The sequence below is a fragment of the Serratia sp. YC16 genome (assembly GCF_009707615.1).
Classification (GTDB): domain Bacteria; phylum Pseudomonadota; class Gammaproteobacteria; order Enterobacterales; family Enterobacteriaceae; genus Serratia; species Serratia surfactantfaciens.
This window is the reverse complement of sequence record NZ_WLYN01000025.1, coordinates 1-3,409: the sequence shown is the minus strand read 5'-3', so window position 1 is coordinate 3,409 and position 3,409 is coordinate 1. Positions and strand designations below refer to the sequence as shown.

Annotated in this window: 2 protein-coding genes and 1 pseudogene; all 3 read left to right on the top strand. The window is 64.6% G+C overall.

Translation table 11 applies throughout. The annotated features are described in order from the left end of the window. Positions 1–294: pseudogene (locus tag GKN89_RS24195) on the top strand (Fe3+-hydroxamate ABC transporter ATP-binding protein FhuC); the annotation flags it as partial. Then, positions 294–1,202, top strand: a complete 909-nt coding sequence (gene fhuD / locus GKN89_RS24190) for a Fe(3+)-hydroxamate ABC transporter substrate-binding protein FhuD (protein WP_063919672.1) — start codon at positions 294–296, stop codon at positions 1,200–1,202. The pseudogene GKN89_RS24195 and the gene fhuD, both read left to right, overlap by 1 nt. Continuing rightward, positions 1,199–3,187: a Fe(3+)-hydroxamate ABC transporter permease FhuB gene (fhuB, locus tag GKN89_RS24185; RefSeq protein ID WP_154747912.1), complete on the top strand. Its 1,989-nt coding sequence runs from the start codon at positions 1,199–1,201 to the stop codon at positions 3,185–3,187. Before fhuD ends, fhuB begins: the two co-directional genes overlap by 4 nt. Positions 3,188–3,409: the final 222 nt, after the last annotated feature.

The following is a 3,409-nucleotide window of genomic DNA, read 5'->3' as shown; positions in this document are numbered from 1 at the left end:
CTGCTGCTCGACGAACCGACCTCGGCGCTGGACATCGCGCACCAGGTCGACGTGTTGGCGCTGATCCAGCGCTTGAGCCGCGAACGCGATCTCACGGTGATCGCCGTGCTGCACGACATCAACATGGCGGCGCGCTACTGTGACCATTTGGTGGCGCTGCGCGGCGGTGAAATGATCGCCCAGGGCGGCCCGCTGGAATTGATGCAGGGGCCGGTGCTGGAGCAAATTTACGGTATTCCTATGGGCACGTTGCCGCACCCGAGCGGCGGCGCGCCGGTGAGTTTTGTCTACTGATGTCTTCTGCATTCACATCTTCTCACGATCCACTGCGCCGCCGTCTGCTGATGGCGTTGGCGTTGTCGCCGCTGTTGGGCTCGTTGCCCGGTCGAGCGGCAGATGCGCCGCCGGATATCGCGCGCGTTGCGGCGCTGGAATGGCTGCCGATCGAGCTGCTGTTGGCATTGGGCGTGACGCCGCTGGCGGTGGCCGATGTCCATAACTACAACCTGTGGGTGGCGGAGCCGAAGCTGCCGGCGACGGTGGTCGACGTCGGGCAGCGCACCGAGCCTAACCTCGAACTGTTGCAGCAGCTCCAGCCTTCGCTGGTGTTGCTGTCGCAAGGCTATGGCCCGACACCGCGAAAAATCCAACCCATCGCGCCAACCATGAGCTTCGGCTTCAACGACGGCAGCGGCAAACCGCTGACCGTGGCCCGCCAGTCGCTGCTGGCGTTGGGGCAGCGGTTGGGCATAGAAAGCCGGGCGGCAAATCACCTGGCGCAGTTCGACCGCTTTATGCAGGACGCACGTCAGCGTCTGCAAAGCTACACCCGGCAACCGCTGCTGTTGTTTTCCCTGATCGACACGCGCCATGCGTTGATCATCGGCCAGAAAAGCCTGTTCCAGGAAGCGATGGATCAACTGGGCATTCGCAATGCCTGGCAGGAGCAAACCGACTTCTGGGGCACGGCGGTAGTGGGGATTGAACGGTTGGCCTCGGTGCGTAACGCCCGGGTCATTTATCTCGACCACGGTAATCAGGCGATGATGGACAAGGTCAGCGCGACGCCGCTGTGGCAGTCGTTGCCCTTCGTGCGGCAAAACCAGCTGCGGCAGGTGCCGGCGGTGTGGTTCTACGGCGCCACGCTGTCGACGATGCGCTTTTGCCGCCTGTTGGCGCAGGCCCAGGAGAGGGCGTCATGAATTCGGGCATCCGGAAATTACCGCTGACGCTGATCCTGCTGTTGCTGGCGGCGTCAGGTGGCCTGACGATATACAACCTGATGCAGCAATTGCCACCGGCGCAATGGGCGCAGGCGCTCAGCGCGCCGGACATCGACGATGTGCGGCAAATGCTGTTCCATTACAGTCTGCTGCCGCGGTTGACGGTGTCGCTGTTGGCCGGCGCCGGTCTGGGGCTGGTCGGCGTCCTGTTCCAGCAGGTGTTGCGCAACCCGTTGGCGGAGCCGTCGACGCTCGGCGTTGCCGCCGGCGCGCAGCTCGGCTTGACCATCGCCACGCTGTGGGTGCTGCCGGGGGGCGAATTCACCCGGCAACTGGCCGCTATGGTGGGGGCGGTCGTGGTGGGAGGACTGGTGTTCGGCGTCGCCTGGGGCAAGCGTATGTCGCCGGTTACGCTGATTCTGGCCGGTCTGGTGCTGGGGCTGTACTGCGGCGCAGTCAACAGCCTGTTGGCGCTGTTTAATTACGATCAGCTGCAGGGCATGTTCCTGTGGGGCACCGGCGCGTTGAACCAACAGGACTGGAGCGCGGTACAGTTTATCCTGCCGCGCTTGCTGGTGGCCGGCGCGCTGGCGGCGCTGTTGCTGCGCCCGCTGACGCTGCTGGGGCTGGACGACGGCGTGGCGCGCAACCTGGGGCTGGGGCTGTCGATGGCGCGTTTCTGCGCTCTCGGGTTGGCCATTATCTTCAGCGCCATGTTGGTGAGCGCGGTGGGCGTTATCGGCTTTATCGGCCTGTTCGCGCCGCTGATGGCGAAGATGCTGGGCGCCCGTCGTCTGGCGCACCGCATGATGCTGGCGCCGCTGCTGGGGGCGCTGTTGCTGTGGTTGACCGATCAGGTGATGATCGGGGTGACGCAGGTGTGGCGTGAAATCCCGACCGGTGCGGCCACCGCGTTGTTCGGCGCGCCGCTGCTGCTGTGGCTGTTGCCGCGTTTGCGCAGCGCCGCCACGCCGCCACCGATGAACCTGGGCGACAAGGTGCCTGCCGAACGCGGGCATCTGGCGGGCTGGATTGGCCTGGCCGGCATCGTGTTGCTGATTGGCCTGACGCTGGCACTGATGCTGGGCAAAAATGCCGGCGGCTGGCACTGGAGCCAGGGGGCGGAACTGGACTCCCTGCTGCCGTGGCGCTGGCCGCGGGTGCTGTCGGCGCTGGCCGCGGGCATGATGCTGGCGGTCGCCGGCACGCTGATTCAGAAACTGACCGGCAACCCGATGGCCAGCCCGGAAGTGTTGGGCATCAGTTCCGGCGCCGCTTTTGGCGTCGTGATGATGTTGTTTATGGTGCCGGGCGACGCCTTCGTTTGGCTGTTGCCCGCCGGCAGTCTGGGGGCGGCCGCGACGCTGCTGATCATCATGATCGCCGCTGGCCGCGGCGGTTTCTCGACCGAACGGATGCTGCTCGCCGGTATCGCGCTCAGCACGGCTTTTACCACCGTCATCTTCCTGCTGTTGGCCAGCGGCGATCCGCGTATCGGGGGCTTGCTGACCTGGCTCTCCGGCTCGACCTATTCTGTGGAGCCGGCGCAGGCGCTGCGCACCGCGCTGGTGGCCGCCGGCCTGATGGTATTGGCGCCGTTGTGCCGCCGTTGGTTGACCATCCTGCCGCTCGGCGGCGCCACCGCCCGTTCGGTGGGCATTGCGCTGACGCGGGCGCGGTTGACCATTCTTTTATTGGCCGCCGTGCTGACCGCGATGGCGACCCTGACCGTAGGGCCGTTGAGCTTTGTCGGGCTGATGGCACCGCATATGGCGCGCATGCTGGGCTTCCGCCGTGCGCTGCCGCAGATGGTGATCGCCGCGCTGCTGGGCGGCTTGCTGATGGTGTTTGCCGACTGGTGCGGGCGGATGCTGTTGTTCCCGTATCAGATCCCCGCCGGGTTACTGGCGACCTTTATCGGCGCGCCGTACTTCGTTTACCTGTTACGCAAGCAGACGTCATAGAGCGCGTCCCTGCGTGCTTTTTCTGCCATCAAGGGCCCAGCGACGCTGGGCCTTTTTTATATTTTCAAGCTATTGCAATACCTTGCGTGCCATTGCGCAAAAAAGACATTTAGCCTGAAAAGGAACGCGGGAAGGAAGGGGAAGGTGAATATACTGCGCGTGGGTGCTCTGGATCTTTGTCTCTGGAGCCCGTGCGAAAGATACAAAGAGAAAAGCCCCGAG

Coding starts and splice junctions, on each gene's coding strand:
- fhuD (WP_063919672.1), top strand. CDS start 294: ATGTCTTCTGCATTCACATCTTCTCACGATCCACTGCGCCGCCGTCTG.
- fhuB (WP_154747912.1), top strand. CDS start 1,199: ATGAATTCGGGCATCCGGAAATTACCGCTGACGCTGATCCTGCTGTTG.